Annotated in this window: 15 protein-coding genes; 12 read left to right on the plus strand and 3 right to left on the minus strand. The window is 54.7% G+C overall.

Annotation, left to right across the window (positions count from 1 at the left end; genetic code table 11):
- Nucleotides 1-9 precede the first annotated feature (9 nt).
- The gene (cysD, locus tag RIC29_09390) at nucleotides 10-804 is read right to left on the minus strand and encodes a sulfate adenylyltransferase subunit CysD (protein ID MEQ8735126.1); all 795 of its coding nucleotides are present in this window, start codon (nucleotides 802-804) and stop codon (nucleotides 10-12) included.
- Nucleotides 805-960: 156 nt separating this feature from the next.
- Here cysD and RIC29_09395 point away from each other — a divergent pair, with 156 nt between their 5' ends.
- From RIC29_09395 to RIC29_09420, 6 genes are all read left to right on the plus strand, one after another.
- On the plus strand, nucleotides 961-1,224 hold the full coding sequence (locus RIC29_09395; GenBank protein ID MEQ8735127.1) for a hypothetical protein: 264 nt from the start codon (nucleotides 961-963) through the stop codon (nucleotides 1,222-1,224).
- A gap of 79 nt (nucleotides 1,225-1,303) precedes the next feature.
- Nucleotides 1,304-2,083, plus strand: coding sequence for a hypothetical protein (locus tag RIC29_09400; protein MEQ8735128.1), 780 nt, complete (start codon nucleotides 1,304-1,306; stop codon nucleotides 2,081-2,083).
- Between the two features lie 142 nt (nucleotides 2,084-2,225).
- Nucleotides 2,226-3,119: a DUF1838 family protein gene (locus RIC29_09405; GenBank protein MEQ8735129.1), complete on the plus strand. Its 894-nt coding sequence runs from the start codon at nucleotides 2,226-2,228 to the stop codon at nucleotides 3,117-3,119.
- Between the two features lie 225 nt (nucleotides 3,120-3,344).
- Nucleotides 3,345-5,024: an energy-dependent translational throttle protein EttA gene (gene ettA, locus RIC29_09410; GenBank protein MEQ8735130.1), complete on the plus strand. Its 1,680-nt coding sequence runs from the start codon at nucleotides 3,345-3,347 to the stop codon at nucleotides 5,022-5,024.
- Between the two features lie 370 nt (nucleotides 5,025-5,394).
- Nucleotides 5,395-7,860, plus strand: coding sequence for a TonB-dependent receptor (locus RIC29_09415; protein MEQ8735131.1), 2,466 nt, complete (start codon nucleotides 5,395-5,397; stop codon nucleotides 7,858-7,860).
- 143 nt (nucleotides 7,861-8,003) lie between these two features.
- Nucleotides 8,004-10,187, plus strand: coding sequence for a TonB-dependent receptor (locus tag RIC29_09420; GenBank protein MEQ8735132.1), 2,184 nt, complete (start codon nucleotides 8,004-8,006; stop codon nucleotides 10,185-10,187).
- A 35-nt stretch (nucleotides 10,188-10,222) separates the two neighbouring features.
- On the opposite strand, the gene RIC29_09425 is transcribed toward RIC29_09420, so the two are convergent.
- Nucleotides 10,223-10,822: an ABC transporter substrate-binding protein gene (locus RIC29_09425; GenBank protein MEQ8735133.1), complete on the minus strand. Its 600-nt coding sequence runs from the start codon at nucleotides 10,820-10,822 to the stop codon at nucleotides 10,223-10,225.
- Nucleotides 10,822-11,682, minus strand: a complete 861-nt coding sequence (locus RIC29_09430; GenBank protein ID MEQ8735134.1) for a VacJ family lipoprotein — start codon at nucleotides 11,680-11,682, stop codon at nucleotides 10,822-10,824. The genes RIC29_09425 and RIC29_09430 overlap by 1 nt, the downstream gene beginning before the upstream one ends.
- 281 nt (nucleotides 11,683-11,963) lie before the next feature.
- On the opposite strand from RIC29_09430, the gene metF reads away from it, so the two are divergent.
- The 6 genes from metF to RIC29_09460 all read left to right on the plus strand — a co-directional run bounded on the left by metF (nucleotide 11,964) and on the right by RIC29_09460 (nucleotide 21,660).
- The gene (gene metF / locus RIC29_09435; GenBank protein ID MEQ8735135.1) at nucleotides 11,964-12,854 is read left to right on the plus strand and encodes a methylenetetrahydrofolate reductase; all 891 of its coding nucleotides are present in this window, start codon (nucleotides 11,964-11,966) and stop codon (nucleotides 12,852-12,854) included.
- 20 nt (nucleotides 12,855-12,874) lie between these two features.
- The gene (locus RIC29_09440; GenBank protein ID MEQ8735136.1) at nucleotides 12,875-14,644 is read left to right on the plus strand and encodes a chloride channel protein; all 1,770 of its coding nucleotides are present in this window, start codon (nucleotides 12,875-12,877) and stop codon (nucleotides 14,642-14,644) included.
- 79 nt (nucleotides 14,645-14,723) lie between these two features.
- On the plus strand, nucleotides 14,724-17,066 hold the full coding sequence (locus RIC29_09445; protein ID MEQ8735137.1) for a UvrD-helicase domain-containing protein: 2,343 nt from the start codon (nucleotides 14,724-14,726) through the stop codon (nucleotides 17,064-17,066).
- A 486-nt stretch (nucleotides 17,067-17,552) separates the two neighbouring features.
- Nucleotides 17,553-18,491, plus strand: a complete 939-nt coding sequence (locus RIC29_09450; GenBank protein MEQ8735138.1) for a 50S ribosomal protein L11 methyltransferase — start codon at nucleotides 17,553-17,555, stop codon at nucleotides 18,489-18,491.
- A gap of 121 nt (nucleotides 18,492-18,612) precedes the next feature.
- Entirely contained in the window at nucleotides 18,613-20,418 is a 1,806-nt protein-coding gene (locus RIC29_09455; GenBank protein MEQ8735139.1) for an aminopeptidase P family protein, read from the plus strand.
- Nucleotides 20,419-20,661: 243 nt separating this feature from the next.
- Complete coding sequence (locus RIC29_09460; GenBank protein ID MEQ8735140.1) at nucleotides 20,662-21,660, plus strand: DUF898 family protein; 999 nt, start codon at nucleotides 20,662-20,664, stop codon at nucleotides 21,658-21,660.
- The last annotated feature ends 1 nt before the right edge of the window (nucleotide 21,661 follow it).

Here is a 21,661-nt window from a genome sequence, read left to right on the forward strand (position 1 = left end):
GGAACCCCATCAGAGATACCCCATCGTGCGCAGGCGCTCAAAGCTGTCTTCCGATTCATGATCCATCGTCCGTCCGGCACGTTCCGGATCTTTCGTGGCCTCAAGTTCGATGATGATTTCTGCAATTGTCGTGGCTTCAGATTGTATCGGCTCGGTAATGCCAATCTCGCCCAAGGATCTATAGCGCTGACCATTCTTGGCGTAGTACAAGGGCACCATGGGGATGTCTTCCCGCTCAATGTAACGCCAGATGTCCACCTCGGTCCAATGCAGCAAGGGGTGCACGCGCACATGGGTGCCGGGTGGGAAGTCGGTGTTGTACTGATCCCAGAACTCGGGCGGCTGCTCGCGAAAATCCCACGAATTATCTGTACCACGCGGGCTGAACACGCGTTCTTTGGCACGCGTCGCCTGTTCATCCCGGCGAATGCCTGTAATCAGCGCCTTAAAGCCATAACGCTCAATAGCCTGCTGCAAGCCGAGCGACTTACGTGCGGCAAACCGGGACGCGGGTGGCAGGCTGGCATCAACGTCTTCGATGGGCGGGCAATCATCTGCGATTAAGTTTAAATTCCACGCGGCACTGTATTGGTCGCGAAAGGCATAAGCCTCGGGGAATTCTTTACCCGTATCTAAGTGTACAGCAGGGAAGGGCATGCGGCCCAGAAAAGCTTTTTTGGCCAGCCAGATCATGACGCACGAGTCTTTACCGAGGGACCACAGCAAGGCCAGGGGATCGAACTTGTTATAGGCTTCGCGCAATATAAAGATGCTCTGAGCCTCAAGTGCGTCCAAATCGTCCATGAAATCTCAACTTTCAATCACATTACCGGCTTTCTAGCGTGCCAGATTTCCTTTGTATATCAGCTTTTCCGTGTCGTCGTGGCTTGAGGGCTTGACGGGGGACCATCGTCTCAGGCCCAATCATACACCAGATGAGACCAATGAACTGCCGGGGGCATGATGACTAAATTTTTAATATCAGACGAAAATAAAGAAGGATTTCGTTTAGAGGATATTCTGCACGCCATACGCAAAGACGTTATTACCCGCAGCTTAAAGATTGCGGATGACGGTCGCCCAGAGGCACAGCATGTGTTGAATAACAATATAAAAGTATTGAACTACTTATCAGAGGCCATCGCTTTGGCCGAAGATTCGACACGGACATTGGACAAGGCTTTTGGTCCTCATGGATCAGAACCGCGTATCGGCAAAGAATAAGAGCTTTCTCCGTTCTCCTCTGATTGCCCTGTCGCAAAAAAACTCCTAAGTAGCGCCGTAGATTACAACAGGGTTTTTCATGGCGATCACTCATATCGAATATGCGCTCATCCAACGTCTGGCGGATGAAAAATTATTTCCGAGCACGCCATCCATTCTCGAACTCGGCCAATCCAATTGGTACGGCGATGTTCCACTCGACACACTCGCCCAGGATGCCAAGCAATTTGCAGCGTCTCCAGAAGAGTCAGGGGCACTTGTCGAACGCCTGCGGCAGCTATCTCAAGATAAACCGAAACACCTCTTGTTCAAAATTGCAGACGTGTTCTGGGAAACCTTTTTAGGGCCGCATACTTACATGGCGATTGATTTGCATGGTGTTGATGAGCGGGCTCACAAGTTTGACCTGAATGAACCGGTGCCGATAGAAGACCAGTTTGATGTTGTTTGTAATTTTGGAACAGCAGAACACATTTTTAATGTCTATCAAGTCTTCAAGACGGTTCATGAGCGCACCAAGCCCGGTGGTTTGATGCTGCATGGCCTGCCGTTTCAAGGTTGGGTCGATCACGGCTTTTACAATTTTCAACCGACCTTCTATTTCGATTTGGCTGCCGCCAACGAATACGCGCCAGTTTCTATACTCTACGCTGAAGTGTCACCGCCGAACATTATCGCTGTGGTTGAACGTTCAACCATCCACGGCATGGTTGAACGTGGAGAAATCGGAGCCAACGCCATGATGTTTGCCGTGTTTCGAAAACCTGAGAACGAGCATGCTTTTGTCGCGCCCCAGCAGGGATACTATGCGCGCACCCTAGATAAGGACTCAGCCGAACGCTGGCAAAAGCTCCGCTAAGAATATACCCGAATAAGTGCTGTTCCTGGTTCCCTTGCGAACGGCTGAACAGACAGCTCCTTTAACAATTGCCCGATCTCATCTGGCCATGCACAATGGGAGTACGTTGCGGTTGCAATTCATCAGCATGGGGAAAGCCAGCATGGACAATTATAAAATCTCACGACGAGGCCTTGCGTCCACGGCCGCAGGCTTGGGTGTTGCAGCGGCTGGTCTTGGTGCCAGCACCCGCGGGCAGGCAGCGGTCACCGCTCTGCCAACGGACCCGGTCGAGCAATTGCACGCCATGGTGAAGATGATGGGAACGCGCGCCGAAGAGCGTGTGATTTGGAAAACCAAAGGCAAGATTTTTGCGATCATGCCCGATGATGTGGTTCTGCTGTATGGCATGCGGGGCAGTGAGAGCACGTGGTGGCGGCAAATCGATGATACCACCTACGTGCGCTACAACTCGACCATGTCTTTCTTCACCGATCCCGAGACCGATGAATTCATCGACACTTACACAAGTCCGTTTAACGGCGAGACCATCACGCTGCCCGCAAGCTATATCCGCCACAAGGAAGGGGAGTTCTTTACGCCAATGGGCAGTTACTATGGCTCCATGAAAAAGGCATTTCCTGAAAAATATAAAGATGAGCCATTGCACATGGATTGGACGTTGGATGGCGATGTCATCCGCCGCCAGGAAGGCGACAACTTTCCACCGATCATCCCGCAACCCTCTATCGAGTACGCTTCAATGTTCGCGTGGGCTTCGGAAGTCTTTGATCCAGACCTGGATCGGGCCAGCGGTGTCTCTAGCGGCTGGAACATTATGGCCGGTTCCCGCACGCCTTACACCGAGTTGGGAATTCCACCAGGCAACGTGAACTGGCATTTTGACGCCGTAAAAATCGATGACGCCGATCAGCTGGACGACGATTACCTGGTCCGCGCGCGAGCCCACAGCGATCGGTTCGATGTCTCACCTGAGCTTGATGAGGGGCCGTCCTTCTTCGAGCGCATCCTTCAACTGCGCGGCCTCTCTAAATAAGCCTGCTCCAAGGTTAAGAGCCGTCTCTAAAAATGGCGGTATTCTGGGTGCACATGGGGTTCTCTTTTTAAGAGAGAGCCCCATTCACATTGATGCGCTTGTTTCAGGGCTTAAATCTGGGATATAGACGTCGCTCAATCGCGCTTTTGAACAGATTTGCTGAGAGCAGTGATTTTATCACTTTCGCGCTCAGGCAATGCACATCGACATTGGAACGAAAGACTTATGGCAAGCTATCAATACGTCTACACCATGCACAAACTCGGCAAGAGCTATCCGGGTGGTAAAGAAGTTGTCAAAGACGTTTCCTTGTCGTTCCTCCCGGGGGCGAAAATTGGTGTGCTTGGCTACAACGGCTCAGGTAAGTCGACGCTGCTCAAAATCATGGCTGGTCTGGATACCGAGTATACCGGCGAGGCCCGGGCGGCCGATGGTCTTAAAATTGGCTACCTGGAGCAGGAACCCGAGCTCAATCCTGATAAAGACGTGCTGGGCAACGTCATGGAAGGGGTTGGCGAAATCAACTCTTTGTTGCAACGGTTTGAAGAGGTCAGCGGCAAGTTCGCCGAGGAAATGACCGACGATGAGATGAATGACCTCATCGCCGAGCAAGCTGACTTGCAGGAAAAAATTGATGCGGCAGACGGCTGGGATGTCCAGCGTGGCGTCGAGATCGCCATGGATGCCTTGCGCTGCCCGCCAGGGGACTCAGGCGTCGAGAAGCTCTCGGGGGGTGAAAAACGCCGGGTGGCTTTGTGCCGCCTTTTGCTCTCTAAGCCCGATATGCTGTTGCTTGATGAGCCGACCAACCACCTGGATGCGGAATCGGTCGGCTGGCTGGAACACTTTCTGGAAGAATATCCAGGCACGGTCGTCGGTGTCACCCACGACCGTTACTTCCTTGATAATGTCACCGGCTGGATTCTTGAACTCGACCGTGGCCGCGGTATTCCCTACGAAGGCAATTACTCGTCTTGGCTTGAGCAAAAACAAAAACGGCTTAAGCAGGAAGAGCGCGAAGAAACAGGCCGTCAACGGACCCTGCAAACCGAATTGGAATGGGTACGCCAAAGCCCATCGGCCCGTCGCTCCAAGAGCAAGGCGCGTATCTCAGCCTACAATGACTTGGTGGCCCAGGCGGCCGAGCGTGCACCGGATCATGCGCAAATTGTTATTCCGCCCGGCGAGCGTTTGGGGGGCTTGGTTATTGAGGCCAAGGGCGTTTCTAAAGCCTACGGCGACCGTCTCCTGATCGACAACTTGAACTTTAATCTCCCACCTGGCGGTATTGTCGGTGTGATCGGACCCAACGGGGCCGGAAAATCGACCCTGTTCAAAATGATCACGGGTATTGAAAAACCTGATTCCGGCGAGCTGCGCATCGGAGACACCGTTAAACTAGGTTATATCGACCAAAATCGTGAGGCTCTGTCTGCGAATAAGACCGTCTGGGAGGAAATTTCAGACGGTAATGATGAAATCATGTTGGGCAAGTTCCCCGTGCAAAGCCGGGCTTATGTGGGGCGGTTTAACTTCAAGGGCTCCGACCAGCAGAAAAAGGTCGGACAGTTGTCTGGTGGGGAGCGTAATCGTGTCCATCTGGCCAAAATGTTAAAATCCGGCTCCAACGTCATCCTCCTCGATGAGCCCACCAATGATCTGGACGTGGATACCTTGCGGGCGTTGGAACTGGCTCTGCTTGAGTTTGCCGGCTGCGCTATTGTGATCAGCCACGATCGCTGGTTCTTAGACCGGATCGCCACACATATCCTCGCTTTTGAAGGCGATAGCCATGTGGAGTGGTTTGAGGGCAACTTTGAAGACTACGAGGAAGACAAACGTCGCCGTCTGGGCACAGATGCCACCGAGCCACATCGTATCAAGTACAAAAAGATTGAGCGTTAAAACCACGCCGGCCAGGCTAAACGGTTCTAAACAGTCTCCAGATCACTGCGGCGGATGAGAAACCAGAAAGCCGTGACATTTTTGCACTTTTTCGCTGCAGGAAGCTTAGGGGCACGTTTGTGATTGTTGAAAAATGACAGTTTTCCTAGATGCACAGTAGCGCACAATGGCATGGACTTCAGTTTTAGACCGCAGTGAGACTTTGTTATGAACGCGAATTGAACGCTATAAAACTACCACTCTGTGGACGCTAGAACGATCCCAGTTTGGGGCAGTCTGAACTTTCTCCCATGATCGCCTCGGAGAAAGCTATGCCATGTGTATATAGGCATCATCCAAGTTAATTTACACCCAGGGGAGAACTACCTAAATGAAACGTACGTCTGTATTGGCCGCGTCGACAGCTTTGGTCACGTCGCTACTTTTGCCGCATGTGGCACCGATGGCCCAAAATTTGGCCCTCGAAGAAATCGTGGTGACCGCCCGTAAGGTTGAAGAAAACCTTATGGAAGTGCCGTTGGCCATTACCGCCTTCTCAGCGCAAGATATTGAGTCGCGCAACATGAAGGACCTGAATGACATCAGTGCCTTCACGCCAAGCTTCAGTTTCTCCAATCAGCAAGGTGGTTCAGGTCGTAACGACCGTTCGACGAACTCCCTTACGTTCCGTGGCTTGTTCCTGGGCAATAACGCCGGCTTGTCCGCTGGCGGTCAGCTTTTCATTGATGGTGCGCCGGTTATTGGGGCCCAGACCCCGAGCATCAGCGACGTCGAGCGTATTGAAGTGCTGAAAGGCCCTCAGAGTGCTTATTTCGGTCGCTCAACCTTTGCCGGTGCGATCAACTTTGTAACCCGCGATCCTGGCGATGAATTTGCTGGCAGAATCAATGCTGAGTACTCACAGTTTGGCTCACATGATATGGCCCTCAGTCTTGAAGGCCCTATTGTAGAAGATAAGCTGGCCATTCGTGTTGGTGCGCGAAGTGTCCACGAAGGTGGATACTATACGAACTTCGCTGATCCGACGCAGAGTTTTGGCGAACGGGACACGACATCACTCTCGACATCGATTGTGTTCACGCCCAGCGACAACCTGAAGGTCAAAGCCTTCGTCCAGTACTTCGAAAACAAGGACGGTCCGCCGGCCCAAGCGGCATTGAAGCAAGAATCTTTTAACGGGATTGCTGGCCGCGACGGCACGTGTCGTCCGAGCACGCCGTTACCTGCTGATATCACGCCAGGAAGCACTGCGGCCCAAGGGTACTACTGCGGCACGTTGCCGAGCGTCAGTGAAATTGACCCAAGCCTGATCTCGGGTGATTACGGAATCAATTCTGTGTTGCGTGAGACGCTGTTTAACCCGAACCCAAATTGGCTGACGTTCGATCCGACCTTTGTTGAGGGCTATGCCCATCGTCGTAACGCGTTCCAGGCCAATGTTCGGGCCGATTACGACACCAATGGTGGTTACACGTTCAGTTCGTTGACGGCTTATCATCGGGACAAATCTTCCAACCTGATCGACTTGAACTACCGCGATGCTAGAGATATCGCGAACCCGTTCTTTGTTTCGGAAGCCGTGACCCCAACACGCCTGCCATGGCGGAATACGCTCCTGCTTAGCCAAGCCCGCTCGCGGGACTTTAGCCAGGAATTGCGCATCACATCTCCGCAGGACGAGCGTCTGCGGTGGACAGCGGGGGTGAACTACCTTTGGGCGCATTCGCCGGGTGGCACGGTTTACGGCAACCTGATTCTGGGTCCGTTCTTTACGGCGGCCATCACCAAGCAATGGGCTGAAACGCCTTCCGTGTTTGGGGCTGTTTATTATGACATCGCCGATGATCTGACGCTCAGCGTAGAAGGCCGTTACCAGTGGGATAAGATCAGCCAACAGCCGATCATTGGCACAAATGGCCTCCCCACCACCGGCGTCGCCGCGCAGAAGCTCAAAGAAACCTACAAGAGCTTCTCACCCCGTGTTTCTATCGATTACAAATACGCGGAAAACTCGACTGCCTACGCCTTGTTCTCACGCGGGTATCGTCCGGGTGGCTTCAACGCCGGTCTCGTGACTTCCACACCTGAAACGCTTGCAGCCTTGCGGGCGGTTGTGCCGGATGCCGGTATTGCCTATCAGGAAGAGCAGATCGATAACTACGAGCTTGGTTTAAAATCCACGCTGCTCGACGGTCGTGCCCGTACAACCATCGCCCTGTATTATATGGACTGGTTGAATGGACAGGCTCAAAACAGCATCCCTGTCGTCGCCAATGGCGTTGCCAATCTGATCGGCTTAACCGTCAACAACGGTGCAGCCAAGCTCAAGGGCATCGAGTTTGAAGGTCAATTCCAAGCGACCGAAAATCTCACGTTGACTGCAGCTTTCGGTCTAAACGATACAGAGATCGAATCGTTCAACTGCTCTGAGTGTAACAACGCATACGGCAGCTTTGATGCAGTCGGAAACGAACTTCCAACTGTTCCAAAGTATACGTGGGCACTCTCAGGTGAGTATACCGACCAACTGACCAGTGAATTTGATTGGTTCACTCGCGTTGACTACACCCACACCGGTGCGAAGAACACTGACTTCTCGAACGTGGCGCAAACGGCCAAGATCGATAACGTGAATGCGCGCATTGGTATTCGCAATGACACGATGTCTTTAGAAGCCTTCGTCGTGAATGCGTTTAACCATGACGAAATGATCCATGGCTTGCAGGGGACAGACGTGTTCAACTTCATTACGGGTCCGGCCCCAAATGCACGTGAAATTCGTTTGTCATTACCTAAGCCACGCAGCTTTGGCGTGCGGGCGAGCTACAACTTCTAAGTTTTCGCTCACATCAACAGTTTGGCAACGGCCGGGGTTTTTCCCCGGCCGTTGTTTTTTTAGCGCTATTTTTTGCCGTGATTTTTTAACAAGACATTTCCTGGTTTTATTCCGCTGAACGATTGTCGGGATATCTTTGCGAAATGGGTCAGGCTGCTGTATGTCCTGAAGACCTTCAACGTGAAGTTTTGTTCATGCCCTTCTACAGTCGCCTTCCTGTTGCACTTTCCCTGGCTCTTTCTCTCGCTTTTACAGCCGTTCCGCTGTCCGTTACGCTGGCGCAAACTGCCGCTCAGATAGACACGCAGCCGCAGGTGTCTGAGGATGGCTCAAAGACGGTCTATCCTGCCGCCTACTTTGTTCAGTATGACCCCTTAACCCTGCAGGATATGCTGCAACGCATTCCGGGCGCATCAATTACAGAGTCCGTCGCCACTGAAGAACGCCGCGGTCTGCGTGGCAACGAAGATGCCATTCTCATTAATGGGCAGCAGATCACCGGAAAAGATAGCGGCGGGGCTTCCGAACTGCAGCGCATCGCCGCCGCTCAAGTGGAACGCATTGAAATCCTGCGCGGCTCCTCCAGTGAAGTGCAGAGCACAACCCAGCGCATTATCAACGTGATCTTGCGGGCGGATGCCGGGGCGACGACAACGCTCACATTTGCGAGCCCGTACTATACCAATGACGGGTCAGTGCGTCCCATCGTTGGCGCGACCTACAGCGTCAATGAACCCACCCGCAACTACACGGTGTCTATTAACACCAACCCGATTTACCGCCCCTGGGAACGGACCAAACTGACAACCGACTTGACCGGTCAGCCGGTGCTGTCCAGCGTCGAGTCAGAGCAGTCGAACAACTATACGATGCAATCCACCGGTCGGTATGAACAGAGTTTTGACTCCGGTTCGCGCCTGCAATTCAATGGTTTGGCACAATGGCGGATTCTTGATCGCGAGCGTCGTGAGGTGCTGCGGGATCCCATGATCCCGCGCCAAAGCAACCAACTGTCAGATATCCTAGAGGTTGACGAGCGGGACCGCTTTACGGCGGAATTGAGTGCCGATTACAGCTTTCCTGTTGGCGAATCTGACACGGTGACGCTGCTCGGTTTGGTCAACTGGGAAAAAGAAAACCGCGACCGCGAAGTGTTTGATTTGGCACCGGAGGATGAGCCCGTTCTGGTGCGTCAGGCGCGTCAGGATATTAAAACCGAGACCATCGTGCGCGGCACCTACGACCGCACAGTCAGTCCCACCATCGGGGGGCAAATTGGCTTGGAAAGTGCCTTGAACACACAAGATACCGAATTCGATTTGTCGACCTTGGTCAATGGGGTCCTGACGCCTCTGCAAATTTTCAATAGCGACGGCAAGGTCACTGAGTATCGTTCCGAGGCGTTCTCGACCCTGCGTTGGCGGCCCTTTGATAAACTGGAAACCGAGACCGGTCTTGCTGTTGAGGCTTCGCGGATTACCCAGGTCAGTGGTGATGTGGATAACGCCCGCACGCTTGTGTTCGCAAAGCCAACCTTCAATGCCTATTGGGATATCACGCCGAGTGATAAGATCATTTTCTCTGTCGCCCGAGACGTCAAGCAACTTAATTTCCTCGAGTTTGTTGCCACCATCACAGATCGCGATCAGGAACTGGAAGCAGGTAATCCTGACCTCAGACCAGAAAAATCCTGGGATACGGAACTTGGTATCGAGCATCGCATCGCAGACGGCGGTGGTGTGCTCTCTGCCTCCGCATTCTATCGCGCCGTTGAGGATGTCAGTGGCCGCACCACCTTCAACGGACTGCTCTCTCAGCCCGGAAACATTGGTGATGGCACAGAATATGGTGTGGAAGTCGAAGCCAGCTTGCAATTTACAAGGCTTGGGTGGTGGGACGGCGTTCTGACGGCCAGTTATCTCCGGCGTGACACTTCTGTCACCGATCCGTTTGATGGCCGCACCCGGCGCTTTGGTCTAACGCCCCACTGGGAGACCCAAGTTGAATACCGCCACGATGTTGATTTCATCATTGATGGACATGTCAGCTTTAATTTTTCTCAGAGTGGCGCAACCTACATTTATGACTTGGATTATATCGAACGCATCAAGGAAGGCGGGTCTCTCACCCTCAGTGTCGAGCACCGGCTGAACGATTATTTCCGTCTGAATTTCTCGACCAATAACTTTTTGAACCGCCTTCAGAGGCGGGACCGGCAATTGTTCGTGCCCGGCGGAACCATCGGAACGCGCACGCTTATTGGCGAGCGTAAAGAGCGTCACAAATGGGGGCGTATTTTTAATGTCTTTATTCGTGGTACCTTCTAAGCAGCCGATGCGGCAATAAACTTAAAAAGAACGCTTTAAGAAGCGCTGGCCACCTGCTTGCGCAGTTGGGTCAGCAGTCCCTCCAGGCCACCTTGTTGACGAATAGCCGAGGCGTAATCCTGGCGATAAGTAATTGCCATGCTGACGCCTTCCACAATCACGTCGACAATGCGCAGGCCGTCTTCACGCAACCGCAGGCGCCATTGCACCGCAATGTTTTGCCCATTGGTGTCAACGATTACGGTGTCCACCACGGTGCCGCTGTCTCCGTCCGGTGTTGTGCCAAGAATCTTAATCGTTTGGCCACTGTATTCGCTAAACCGACGCGACCATGTGGCGACGATCACATTTTCGAAAACACTGATAAATTCTTGCTGCTCCGAGTTGCTGGCCGTGCGCCAATTGCGCGCGAGCACAAAGCGGCTGATGGCAGGGATATCAAAGCCATCATTGAACAGGGCGCGAAATCGTTTTGCTTTCTCTTCTTCATCAATCTTAGCGGTGAGAATGCCGTCAATGCCAGCGGTTGCGAAATGATTGATGAAGGCGGTTGGGTCCGTGCGCCAGGCGTCCTCAGTGGCACTTGCTGTTCCACTGAAGGAGAGTAAAACGAGAAGAAAAAAGGCGCGTACCATTACTGTGTTAGCCCTTGCGCTGTTTCTGTGGTGATCTCTTCGTTTTCAAGTCCTGAGAACGGGTCACCATCGTTGTCATCATCATAGTCGTTATAGTCTGGGGTCGGGGCAGGTGCTCCATTACGAATGGCATTCCCGCGGTTCTGACGATAGGCCGAGCGCAAGGCGGCATAATAATCAACCGAAGACGCTTTCAGTTCGTTTAACACAGGTTCCGCATTGCTTTTGGCATCGACGGCGAGTGCTCCGAAATAGGCCACTTGCCACCAGAAAGGGTTATCGGCGCGGCCAATCCAGGCCATGGCATCAAAGCCCATACTGTCAACTGTATATCCGCCGAGATCACGAACCCCAGACGGGCCTAGAATTGGAACGTAAAGATACGGACCATCGCTGACGCCCCATACGGCGAGGGTTTGGCCGAAGTCTTCAGAGTGATAGGGCAATCCCCAGCGGGAGGCGACATCAAACAAGCCAAACAGGCCCATGGTAGAGTTGATCAAAAAGCGCCCCAGGGTGGTGCCCGCGCGATCCCCTTCGCCTTGCAAGATATCATTGACCAAAGTGATGGGGGTGCGGAAATTACGAAACGCGTTGGTTACGCCGCGCTGTCCTGGCTCGGGCACCACAAACTGATAAGCCGAAATCGCCGGATTAAAGAGGACCGTGTCCAGGCCCTGATCCAATTGCAGCATGGAGCGGTTCCAGGGCTCTAACGGATCATTCAATTGCGTGTAGGCTTTGAGCGCGTCCGGGTCCGATGCGGGGGGTTTCGAGGCACACGCCGATAACGCAACAACAGCGAGCAGCGCGCCAGTAATATGTTTGGTATAAGCTGAGAAAAAAGAGGAACGTGACATCAACTAACCTGAACCAAATATTCGCAAGAAAATCTATGAGTTCCGCAGAAAACTGCGCGAAATGACAGTTATTTTGGTAACATAACAGTGTCATAAACGCCAGACACGTTTCTGCGAAGATACCGAGCGCCAACGGCATATCTTAAGCATTCCTGCGGTCTTCGTTTGCGAATGACGGTAAGCCTGATAGAAAGCAGCGTCACATTGTGACATTCAGAACACAGGTCGTTGAGGGTTTCGTGTCGAAGGTTAAAACATCACCGGATCGTGGGTCGCCGCTCATCGATCTCTTGCCCACAGATATTCAGGTTTCTTTCGAGTTTTTTCCGCCCAAAACGGAAAAGATGCAGGAAAAGTTATGGACGGCCATTGAACGTCTGGCGCCGCTGAAGCCTAATTTTGTGTCTGTCACCTATGGGGCGGGTGGTTCGACTCGGGAGCGTACTCACGACACGCTGGTCCGCATACAAGAAGAAACAGATTTGGTGGCGGCCGCGCATCTGACCTGCGTCGGTGCGTCCCGTGGCGAGGTTGATGATGTGGCCCGCCGGTATTGGGATGCGGGCGTGAAACATATAGTCGCATTGCGCGGCGATCCCCCGGGGGGCGAGACCGGTTATACCCCCCATCCAGATGGCTATGACTACGCATCTGATCTGGTGGCCGGTCTTAAAAAAGTTGCTGACTTTGAAATCAGTGTCGCGGCCTATCCGGAAACCCATGTTGAGGCGACAAGCGCCGAAATCGATTTAGATAACCTGAAGCGGAAAATTGATGCCGGGGCGACCCGCGCGATCACACAGTTATTTTTTGATCCTGATATCTATTTCAGATTTCTCGATCGCGCGGCGGCGGCGGGCATCACCGTCCCCATCGTGCCGGGGTTAATGCCGGTCACACACTTCACCCAAAACGCCAATTTTGCGCAGCGGTGTGGCACCAGTGTTCCGCCTTGGATGCATGATCTCTTTGCGGGGCTCGACGATGATCCTGGCACCCGGGAATTGGTTTCCGCCAGTTTGGCGGTCGAGCAGGTGAAGCGACTTGTCGCTGGGGGTGTCTCGGCGTTTCACTTCTATACCCTTAACCGCGCGGATCTGAGCTATGCCATTTGCCATGTGCTCGGCATTCGGCCTCAGGAGCCGTCAAAGGAACCGTCGTCAGCGGCCTAGACTAAGGAGGCGTCAAGCACGTGAGTGGATACGGCAAAGTGAAGGGGAAAGTGCTCGCCGTTGTCCGTCACGACAATCTCATTCTCGCCGTGCTGGCGCTTGTGGTCGGCGTTGCGGTTGGTTGGGCTGTTTCTGGCTTTAGAACGGCGATCTCGCTTATTCAAACCCTGTTTTATGGCGATGGCGGTCAGAACCTCGCCACCATTGCGGATGGTCTTCCGGCCTGGCAAATCATCGCGGCGCCCTGCATCGGCGGTCTTCTGGTCGGTTTGTTTTATCGTTTTGTGATGCCGGGTGGGGCTCCGCAAGCGGTTGCTCAGGTGATCGAAGCCAGCGCTTTGAAGTCTGGCCGACTGCCGTTGTGGCCAGGGTTTGCGGCGACCATCGGCAGTGCGGCGTCTCTCGGCGTGGGCGCATCGGCAGGTCGTGAAGGTCCCGCCGTGTTGTTGGGGGCGACGCTCAGTTCCTGGCTCGGTCAGCGCCTGAACCTGGGCCGGCCCGTGGTGCGGACCCTGCTCGGCTGCGGCGGCGCAGCCGCCGTGGCGGCGTCTTTTAACGCTCCCATCGCCGGGGCCTTGTTCGCCCATGAAGTGATTGTCGGGCATTACGCTTTGAATGCGTTTACGCCGGTGGTGTTGTCGAGCATCGCAGCAACCATGGTGTCGCGCGCGATTTATGGCGACTATCCTGCCTTCATCATTCCCGCCTTTGACGTCATTGAATGGATCGAATTCCCAGCTTTTGCACTAACCGGCGTGGCGTGCGGTTTAGCGGCTGTGATCCTGATGCGCGGGATTGCCGTCCTCAAAAAAAGCGGGGACTCCTTATCGATCCCATGTTGGATCCGTCCCGCCTTGGCCGGGCTTGCCATTGGCCTCATAGCCCTGCAACTGCCGGATATTCTAGGCGTTGGCTACGAACAAACCGACCGCGCTCTGAGAAATATGTATCCACTGACCACGGTCTTGATGTTGATTGCCGCCAAGCTGGTCGCCACCACTTTATGTTTAGGTTGGGGCTTTGGCGGTGGTATCTTCAGCCCATCTTTGGCGTTGGGGGCCCTGGTCGGTGTCGCCGTCGGAACAGCGGCCACTCTGGTCGGCCAGGAGCTGTCGTCCGGGCCGGCGGCCTATGCCCTGGTGGGTATGGGCTCCTTGGCCGCCGCTGTGCTCGGCGCGCCGATCTCTACAACACTCATTATTTTTGAAATGACAGGGGATTACACGCTCACCATTGCGGTCATGGTCGGCGTGGTGATTTCCACCTTGGTCAGTTCACAGTTGTACGGTCACAAATCGTTTTTCCTCGGGCAATTGTCGCAGGCGGGCATTCACCTGGGGGGCGGGCAGGATGTCAGTGGCCTTAAGGGCACTTCGGCCGCTGATTTTCTGGCCCCTAAGGTGGCGACCTGCATCCCGGAAACGCCAATCGCCGAGGTGCAGACCATGTTGCACGCGCGCAACATCGGTGAAGTCTACGTGGTTGACGACTCTGACCAGTTTTTGGGCGTCGTCGCAGGGTCCGATGTTGCAGAAATACGCGGCGAGGCCGCAGATAAACCCGTCAAGCCCTTGGTTCACAGCGCAGCCTCCCTGGTGACCTCCACCGACACGGTTGAGAATGCTGTACAGGCATTGTTGGCTGCTGGCATGAACCGCTTACCCATGGTCCGCAGCCTTGAAGACCGCACATTGATCGGAACTGTGGAAGCAAGAGCCCTGCTCAGGGCCGTAAATCTGACCCTTTTGGATGCCGACGCGGAAGCGCGTGGCAAGCCGCCTCGGCGATAACAGGCGCGCATTTCCGCCAATCACCAACACGACCAAACTTCGGGCTTTTATCCCGGGTGAGACTGCGTAGGATGCGGTCATGACACACTCCTCTTCACACTCATCTTCAAATTCGTCTTCTCCAACTCCATCGGATCCCTTCGCGCTGGACGATTCACCGCCGCCGGCTTCTTCGGAACCGTCCTCTTCAGAAGCTCCTGTCGCACAAGATCCACCTTGGCTGTCAGGGCTTAATCCAGAACAACGCCAGGCGGTCGAAACCACCGATGGTCCGGTTCTGGTCCTCTCCGGGGCGGGCACAGGCAAGACCCGCGTGCTGATCACCCGCTTGGCCTACATTCTGGGCAAGCGTCTGGCTCAGCCCTGGCAAATTCTGGCGGTGACCTTCACCAACCGTGCCGCCAAAGAAATGCGCGAGCGGGTTGGCGGCTTGGTCGGGCCGATGGCGGAGTCTCTGTGGCTTGGCACCTTTCACGCGCTTGGGGTTCGTATTCTGCGTAAGCATGGCGAGCTTATCGGTCTGAAGTCCAATTTCACGATTTTGGATTCCGACGATCAAGTGCGCCTCTTAAAGCAGGTGATGGAGGCTGAAGGCGTCGATCACAAAAAATGGCCAGCTGCTGCGGTGCTGGGCGTGATTCAGCGCTGGAAAGACAAAGGGCTCACCGCTGACAAAGTCACCTCGTCCATGGCCGGTGATTTGGCCGCGGGCCGCGCGGTTGACCTCTACAAGGCTTATCAAGCCAGACTGATTACGCTCAATGCCGCTGACTTTGGCGATCTTCTGCTGCACTGTCTGACCTTGTTTCAAGATCATCCGGACGTCCTCAGCGAATATCAAAATAAGTTCCGCTATATTTTGGTCGACGAGTATCAAGACACCAACGTTGCGCAGTATCTCTGGCTGCGCTTGATGTCTCAGAAGCATCGCAACCTGTGTTGTGTCGGCGATGATGACCAGTCCATTTACTCCTGGCGCGGTGCAGAAGTGGGCAACATCCTGAAGTTCGAAAAAGACTTTAAAGATGCCAAGGTGGTGCGCCTTGAGCGCAACTATCGGTCTACGCCAACCATCCTGGCGGCGGCCTCTGCGCTGATTGATCACAACGAAGACCGCTTGGGCAAAACGCTACGTTCGGCAGAAGAATTGAAAGCAGATGTGGGGGCGGTCGTCACCGTTAAGGGCGTTTGGGACGGCCCCGAAGAGGCCCGCTGGGTGGTCGATGAAATCGAAGCACTGCACAGCAAAGGCGATAGCCTGTCGTCTATGGCGATCTTGGTGCGTGCGGGTTTTCAAATGCTGGAATTTGAAGAACGCTTCATCACCACGGGCGTGTCGTATCGTGTGGTTGGTGGTCCGCGCTTTTACGAGCGCATGGAAATCCGGGACGCCATTGCCTACCTCCGCTGCATCACCACGCCCACAGACGACCTTGCGTTTGAGCGCATCGTCAATAAACCAAAGCGCGGCATCGGCGAAACCACAGTGCAAAAAGTGCATGTCTATGCAAGGTCGGCTGGCATCAGTTTGATAGAAGCGGCCTTGCGCTTGTGTGAAACCGATGAGTTGCGGGCCCAGACGCGCGCGGCCTTGCGTACACTCGTCGAAGATATGTCCCGCTGGCGCTCGCTCAGGGAGGGATTGTCTCCGGCAGACCTGACAGCCCAGGTGTTGGATGAATCCGGTTACACCGAGATGTGGCAGCGGGATACCTCGCCGGAAGCCCCCGGACGTCTTGAAAACCTCAAGGAATTTGTCGGTGGTCTGGAAGAATGGGACACCATTGGGGCGTTCTTGGAACACGTCAGCTTGGTCATGGAAAATGATGCCAAGGCGGGCGAGGAAGCGGTCACGGTGATGACCCTGCATGCGGCCAAGGGTCTTGAATTCGACACCGTGTTTCTGCCCGGTTGGGAAGAAGAGATCTTCCCGCACCGGCGTGCGTTGGACGATGGCGGCGGGGCGGCGGTCGAGGAAGAGCGCCGCCTGGCCTATGTTGGTCTCACCCGCGCGCGCCAGAAGGTGAATATTTCCTATGCCGCCAATCGCCGCGTTTACAATCAATGGCAGGCCAGTCTGCCCTCGCGTTTCATTTCTGAACTGCCCGAGAAACACATCGAACATATTTCCGACAGCGGCCTGATGGGGTCATTTGGGGGCGGCGGTGACGGGTTTTCCGACGGCTGGGGCAGCACCTCCAGTTGGCAGACGCAAAAAGCACGTAAGTCGCAGATTATTGAGGGTGAAGGTTGGCAGGTGAAGGCCCGCGAATCCTCAGGCGGATATGCCATCGGCATGCGGGTGTTTCACCAAAAGTTTGGCTACGGCATCATTCAAGACATTGATGATACGCGCCTGGACATTGCGTTTGATAAGGCGGGGCAAAAGAAGGTCATCGACAGCTTTGTCGAACCGGCATAAGCGGCTTTGCAGAATCAATTAAAGTTAATGAGATAATCTCGGAAGAAGAAAACTCGGCGACGAAATCGCACTCTTGGGGGAAGAGTTTGGGGGAGGGGTCGCGTCTCCGTCGCCGAGAAACCGGTTAGCCTGAGGGGGAGTCAGTATTAACCGGGCATTTTTCCTATCGTCACCATATTGTGATGACTTACTATATTATTTACGCCGTCTTCGCACATTTGGATCAGTGCCGGACGCTGGGTTGGAACCGCGCGGGGTGTTTCCTCTTCCGCACTGGAGGAGAAGGCGCGGGGCCTTTGCAAATTCAATGGTTTAGTCATAAAGGCTTCGCCATATCTCTCTGATCCTTTGTCGCTTAACATGCTCATAGTATTTACGTTTGGTGTGTCAAATGGTTCCATTTTTTTTCAATACGAGGGCGTGTCAGTGCATAGCTGAGATGACCAGCGTGCATAGCGCCGGTGGCACAGGTGGCACAGGTGGTACGTGTGGCGCTGGTGGTGTTCGCTTGGTGATGAGTTGATGTGGGCGGTAAGGTTCCAAGTCTCCGCCCACGCTGTGGATGCGTTCGCCAAAGCGTTGGAGCCTGACGCACTTGCCCTTTCCAGTTTTGAACTGGTGGATGAGGACGGACGCCAGATTGATGATCTGTGGACAATTGATCTGATCTACGCGGAGGAACCAGCCCCTGCCGGGGTTTCTGCGCGCATCGCTCTTATTGCGGCCTCGGTTTCTATTGAGGCTCCGGAGATCACCATAGCCGCAATCCCCCAGACCGATTGGGTTGCTGAAACATTGTCGGCGTTTCCTCCCATTTCCATCGACCGGTTTTGGGTCCACGGCAGTCACGATATATCGACCACGCCATCGGGACGGTTACCCTTGTGTATCGACGCAGCGACGGCGTTCGGCACCGGCGAGCACGCCACCACGGCGGGCTGTTTGATGGCTTTGGCGGCTTTGGCGCGGCAGACACATTGGCGCAGCAAGCTGGCCGCATCTGGCGCGACCGGTGTTCTGGACATTGGCTGCGGTACGGGCATTCTGGCCCTCGGCGCGGCGCGGTTGTGGCCCGGTCATGTTTTAGGGTCCGACATAGATCCGGAAGCGGTGAGGTTTGCCACCCATACGGCGCGGCTGAATCATCTGCACACCCGTGTCCGATTTGTGGTTGCCGACGGCATCAACGCCAGATCCATCACAGCGTCCGCGCCCTATGCCATCATCACGGCAAATATTCTGGCCCGGCCATTGTGCCATCTCGCCAAGGGTATTCCGAAGCTGCTCAGCCCTGGCGGCGCGCTCATTTTGTCCGGCTTGTTGGTCACGCAGATTCCAATGGTGGCGAACGCCTACCGGGCACAGGGTCTGGTGATGTCGCAGCAGTTTAACATTGGCGCGTGGTCGACGCTGGTGCTGCGCTAGGGGCCTGCCTTGCCTGTGAGGCGGCCTGTGAGGTCACCTGCGAGTCCGTCTCTGCGTTCGGTTGCAAGTTCAGGCGCAGCCCCTTAGCTTCTCCTGACACTCACAGATCCAGGTTTTTCCTATGCACATGACTCCCGCCGAACGCCTGACGGCGCTTCGTACACAGCTCACAACCCAAGGCGTTGATGGCTTCATCGTCCCGCGCGGCGACGAGTTCCAGGGCGAGTTTGTTGCGCCCTACGCGGAACGTCTGGCCTGGCTGACAGATTTTACCGGCTCCGCCGGTCTTGCGATTATTCTGCCAGAGCAGGCCGCCTTGTTTATTGATGGCCGCTACACCCTTCAGGTGAAAGATCAGGCTGACGCCAGCTTGTATGCCTTCAAGCAAATCCCAGACCAGTCTTCGGTGAAGTGGCTGAAAGACGTGCTGCACGCAGGCCAACGCCTCGGCTTTGATCCGCATCTGCATACGCCCGAGCAGATTAAAAAATTCCGTGACGCCTGCACCAAAAACAAGGCCGAACTGGTGCCCTTGGCCGCGAATCCGATCGACGAAGTGTGGCAAGATCAACCCGTTCGGCCACAAGCCCCTGTGGCGGTGCATCCGCTCTCTCTGGCTGGCCAGCCACACACTGAGAAACGATCCACCCTTGGCAAAGGTCTTAAAGAAGACGGCTATGACGCCTATTTGGTGACTGCGCCCGACTCTCTGTGTTGGCTGCTCAATATCCGTGGTTCAGATGTCGAACATACGCCGTTGGTGTTGGCGACCGCTTTGGTGTTCGCCGATGGGCGGGCGTCTTTGTTTATCGATCCCGCCAAGATGTCTGACAAGGTTGTTACGCATCTGGGCGCAGACGTTTCAATCGAGCCGGCAGATGGATTGGGCGCAGCCGTGGACGGCTTGGGTGGATCTCTCTCCTCGGTGGCCGTCGACAAAGCAACGGTGTCGCAATGGGCTGTCGATCGTCTGGAAGCGGCAGGCTTGAAGGTTCATGTCATTGAAGACCCGTGTTCCCTGCCCAAGGCTTGCAAAAACGACACCGAGGTCAACGGCATCCGCGCGGCCCATGTGCGCGATGGCGCGGCCCTGACACAGTTTTTGGCGTGGCTTGATCAGGAAGCCCCGTCGGGCCACCTCACCGAGATGTCCGCCGCCGATCAACTGGAACAGGTTCGCCGCCGCGATGATATGTTACGCGGTCTCAGCTTCCCGACCATCTCTGGCGCGGGTGCTAACGGCGCTATTGTGCACTACCGTGCGACCGAGGCCACCGATGCGCCGATCAAAGGCGATATGTTGTTCCTGGTCGACAGCGGCGGACAGTATCTCGACGGCACGACAGACGTCACCCGGACGATTGCGATTGGCACACCGACGGCGGAACAAAAACGCCGGTTTACCCAGGTCCTGAAAGGCCACATTCGGCTCGCCATGGCGCGTTTTCCAGAAGGCACCGCAGGTGGCCAATTGGATGGTTTCGCGCGCGAGGCGCTCTGGGCCGATGGCGTCGATTATGATCACGGCACCGGCCATGGCGTCGGCGCCTATCTTGGGGTGCATGAAGGCCCGCAACGCATCAGCAAGGCGAGCCTTGGGCCGCCGCTCAAACCCGGCATGGTGATTTCCAACGAGCCCGGTTATTACAAAACCGGTGAGTTCGGTATCCGCATCGAAAACCTGGTTGTCGTCCACGAAGGCGACAAACCCGCTGGGGCCGAACGGGCGCTGTATGAGTTTGAAACCATTACACTTGCCCCCATTGATCTCCGGCTGGTTGACCCGAACCTCATGACCGGCGACGAGATCGCGTGGCTCAACAGCTATCACGCCCGTGTCCGTGAGACGCTGATGCCGCTCCTGAAGGACAATGGGGTAGGCGATGAGATTGGCCCGTGGCTCACCGCGGCCACGCGGACGATTTAGCGCGGCCACGCGGACGATTTAGCGCGGCCACTCGGACGATTTAGGAGGGACACCCGCGCGCTTTAAGCGTCGAACATGAAGTGATCGTGTTGGTCTGTAGGGCCCTTTGCGGAAATCAGAGCAAAGGCATGTCTATGGCTGGGTAATATCACAAAGTTAGATTTCCGGCTTTTTCTCATATTTTAGTTGAGTCTGGGCCAGGTTGTATTTACCCTAAAATATGTACTTTTGGGGGAGATTAAAATGCAATATGAGCCGAGTAACGACGGCGCGGTTGCCGCACCTGTTGGGACGAAGAACTCTGTTGAAAACAATGGATCGATTATTCCTTTGTCCTATGACGGCTCTCTCGGGCGCGTCTATGGAATTTGGCTACTCAACCTGATCCTGACAATCGTCACCCTCGGTATTTATATTTTTTGGGGGAAGACCCGCATGCGCCGTTATGTTGCTGGCGGGTTTAAGTTGTTGGGAGATCGCTTCGCCTATACCGGCACCGGCAAAGAGCTGTTCCTCGGGTTTTTAAAGGTGATGCCATTCATAATCGTCTTATACGCGCCGCTGGTTCTTTACTCGCCTGAGGTTTACCCCATAACGAACTTACTCTTTGTCGTGTACTACTTCCTATTCTTAGTCGCCATTTATGCGGCTCTGCGCTACCGTCTGTCTCGCACCACTTGGCGTGGCATCCGTGGCAGGCTGACTGGCTCTGCCTTTAAGTATGGTGCCATTGGCATGGGCGTTGGTATTCTTAATGTTCTTACACTTGGCATTTTTATTGCCAAAGGCGATCAAATTTTGATGCGCTACAAAATGAGCAACGTCTGGTTTGGTAATACGCAAGGTGTATTTATTGGCACAACGGGACAGCTTTGGAAATCGCACCTCATCACCTTAGTGCTGGCGCTCCCAACATTGGGGCTTTCGCGTGTGTGGTACGCTGCGACCGTCTTCAGATTTCAGCTTAATAACTTTAGTGTGGGTGGCATAAAGTTCAATGCGGATGCCCAAGGTTGGGATCTCTTTGGCCTGTTCCTAGGAAACTTTCTGATCGTTATCTTTACGCTCGGCTTTGGCACGCCCATCGTTATCCAACGCAACATGAAATATATGGTTCGCTTTGTTAGCCTGAGCGGTGACATCAATGCTGCGGCTGAGAAAATTTACCAGTCTCAGGAGGATCTCAAGAACTCTGGTGAAGGGCTTGATGGGGCGCTGGGCGTGGATAGCGGATTGTTCTGAG

Source organism: Rhodospirillaceae bacterium (assembly GCA_040219235.1).
GTDB lineage: Bacteria > Pseudomonadota > Alphaproteobacteria > Rhodospirillales > Rhodospirillaceae > WLXB01.